This window comes from Terriglobus sp. YAF25 (genome assembly GCF_052113305.1).
Taxonomy (GTDB): Bacteria; Acidobacteriota; Terriglobia; order Terriglobales; family Acidobacteriaceae; genus Terriglobus.
Window position 1 is genome coordinate 1 of sequence record NZ_JBFRCY010000840.1, and the last position, 2688, is coordinate 2688.

A 2688-nucleotide genomic window follows, 5' to 3' on the forward strand; every position below is an offset into this window, starting at 1 on the left:
GGGAAGTGATCCTGGTCTTCCACCCACACCGCGACGTAGGGACGACGGTATCGTGGGCTGTCGATGCGCGCAATTTCGAAGTTGATCATTAGGTCCAGACCGGCGGTCTTGGTCGCGGGTGCAAACCCGGTGGTGACCAGGCGAGGAACCTCGCGGTTCTGCCAACCGGCGGATGCGATCGTTGAGCCGTCGCGCAGCACGAGCATGTAATCGACGCCGGAAAGCTTCGCGGCGAGCTTCTTCGACTCTTCGGGCTGCATCACGCTGAATGCGGTCGCCAGTGCGCCGGCCATTGCCGGGTCCTTCGCGATGACGGTCGACGAGATGACGTTCTCTGCCGTCTCGCCGGTGCGCGGATCGATCAGGTGCGAATAGTGCTGCCCGCCGATGTCGAAGCCACGGCGGTAGTCGCCGGAGGTAGCAATGGTGCGGTTGGTTACACGGACCATGTCGATGGGTTCGTCATTATCGGCAGCGGCCTTGGGATCGGTAATGGCAACACGTTCCGTCAGGTCGCCGCGAACGACGATATCGCCGCCGATGTTGAGCAGAACGCCACTCGCGCCCGCAGTCAGGGCCTTATCGGCCGCATGGCCGGCGATGTAGCTCTTCGCGAATGAGTTCAGCGCGACAGGAGCGTCATCCAGATGGGTTGCGGTGCCGTGAACCTTATCCAGAGTCCAGTGCGGCTGCTGCATCTTCTCGACTGCTTTGCTGAGTTCCGCCTGCGTCGGGACGCGATTCTCCACGGCTGCCCGCTTCCAGACGCGGGTGGCGGTCTCTGCGCTGGGGTCCAGGGCCCCGCCGGTTTGCTGACGGTATTCATCGAAGAGAGCAAGCACTTCGAGCAGCTCTGGAGAGACCTTCACCGGAGTGTTGTGGGTCTTCATCCAGCGTGAAAATTCTGAGTTCGACTGCCAGGCGGAGAGAATTTTGTTCTCACTCTCGATCTCGCTCAGGACGGCCTTTTCGGCACGGTTAGTCTCACCGGCGGAGGCCGTATGCAGCTTCAGCTCCATCGAGGTGCCAAGGACGTTGTCGTAGTGAAAGACGTGGGTAGCCGGCTTCTGTGCCAGGGCAGAAGCGGTAAGGCAGAGCAATAGCGCCGTGTTCTTGTGAAAGGACATGCAGACCTCTTTCTTCGTTATACGAACCAGTTGCATCCTTATCGAGAGCCTTCAGTGCTGCCGGTGCGGCGGCGATCTCAGCTGCGGAGATGACGCCGTCATGGTCGGCATCGAGCGCCGAGAGGATCGGGTCCATGCGAGTGACATTGGTTCCGCGCTCGACCCGCCCGTTTGGTCCGGCTGTCTTTGAGGCGGTGGACTTCAGCTCATCGGCGTTGATCTTTCCGTCGCCGTTCTTGTCCGCACGGGCGAAGATGCCGGCCATACGTTCCGGAACTTCGTCCCTGGTCAGAACTCCGTCACCGTTCTTATCGAAGGCCATCAGGCGCTGGGCCATCTCGTCGGCATTGTTCGCTTTGGGATCGGCCTGATTCGGCAGATACTCCAGCGAGGTCAACTGACCGTCATGATTCACATCCAGAGAGAGCAGGCCGGCTGAAGCTGCGGCAATCTCTGCAAGCGAGAGCTGGCCGTCGTGATCGGTATCCAATGCCTGCAGCACAATGCGCGGCGGAGGTCCGCCGGGGCCTCCACCTGGGCTGCCCGGTCCTCCAGGACCCTGGGCCAGGAGAGTAAGAGGAAGAGCAAAAAGAGAGAGGGGCAGGGCAGGACGCATACGAGAAACCGCCTTCTATTTAGGACACATTCAGTCCTATTTTTATAGGACAGATTGGTCGTAGTTCAAGAGGCGGCATCTGCGGTGAGTTGTTTCGTTCTATACGGGAGGAAGTCCGGAGACGATCTCGACCCCGGCAGGGGGTGTGAAGACGAAGTCGGAGTCCTTGGTCGGGACGTTCTCTTTCAGGGAGCTGAAGCTGAACTCAGTAACGGAGCCATCCTGCTCCTCGATCTTCAGACCCACGATGGCGCCGGTCTCGGCTATAACCGTGACCGTGAACTCCTTCACACGGTCTTCCATGCCCTTTGGGATCCCAGTGAAGATGGCGCGGTCGCCGGAGGTGGTCATGCCGAGGTGGTCGAGCTCTTTTTCGAGGTTGGTGTGGCCCAGCAGAAACCGCAGCGGGCTGCGCATGTCGTCCAGTTGCTTGGCCGGAATCTTCTGTGCCTGGGCGTCGCCTGGCGTGTAGAAGTAAGCGTTCTTACCATCCAGGACGAAGAGCTTGCCCTCAGGAGCGGCGTAGCTCCAACGCATCTTGCCCGGTTTCCTCAGCAGCAGCGTGCCGCTCTCGGTCCGGTTCATCCCCATACCGGTATATCGCTCAGTGTACTTTGCCTCCAGCGAGCTAAGCCGGTTGTAGTGGTCATTCACGCGTTTAGCGACGTCATGCAGCGTCTGAGAGAAGGCCGGAACGGCAAAGAGAAGAACAAGACTTGCGAAGCGTCGAACCATGGTTTCTATGATGCTCGAAATTTCTGCTTGACATATAACAAAATAGTTATATAAATAAATTGCTATGGAAGCGGCTATGGACTCGATAAACCATCTCGACATCACGTTTCAGGCACTGGCGGACCCCACCCGCCGCGCGATTCTCGCGCGGCTGGCACAGGGCGAGGCATCCGTCAACGAGCTCTGCGAGCCATTTGCCATGAGCCAGCC

The 2688-nt window shown here is 59.3% G+C and carries 4 protein-coding genes; 1 reads left to right on the forward strand and 3 read right to left on the reverse strand.

Features of this window, described 5'->3' with window-relative positions:
* From AB4043_RS24370 to lolA, 3 genes are all read right to left on the reverse strand, one after another.
* Positions 1–1019: FAD:protein FMN transferase (locus AB4043_RS24370; protein WP_442308371.1), on the reverse strand; the 1019-nt coding region annotated here is incomplete at its 3' end.
* A complete protein-coding gene (locus AB4043_RS24375) occupies positions 985–1743 on the reverse strand; it encodes an EF-hand domain-containing protein (protein WP_442308370.1) in 759 nt (252 codons plus the stop codon). The genes AB4043_RS24370 and AB4043_RS24375, both read right to left, overlap by 35 nt.
* A gap of 99 nt (positions 1744–1842) precedes the next feature.
* Positions 1843–2478 carry an outer membrane lipoprotein chaperone LolA gene (gene lolA / locus AB4043_RS24380; protein ID WP_442303238.1) on the reverse strand — a complete coding sequence of 212 codons (636 nt, stop codon included), beginning with the start codon at positions 2476–2478 and terminating at the stop codon, positions 1843–1845.
* Positions 2479–2554: 76 nt separating this feature from the next.
* On the opposite strand from lolA, the gene AB4043_RS24385 reads away from it, so the two are divergent.
* Positions 2555–2688: ArsR/SmtB family transcription factor (locus AB4043_RS24385; RefSeq protein ID WP_442308372.1), on the forward strand; the 134-nt coding region annotated here is incomplete at its 3' end.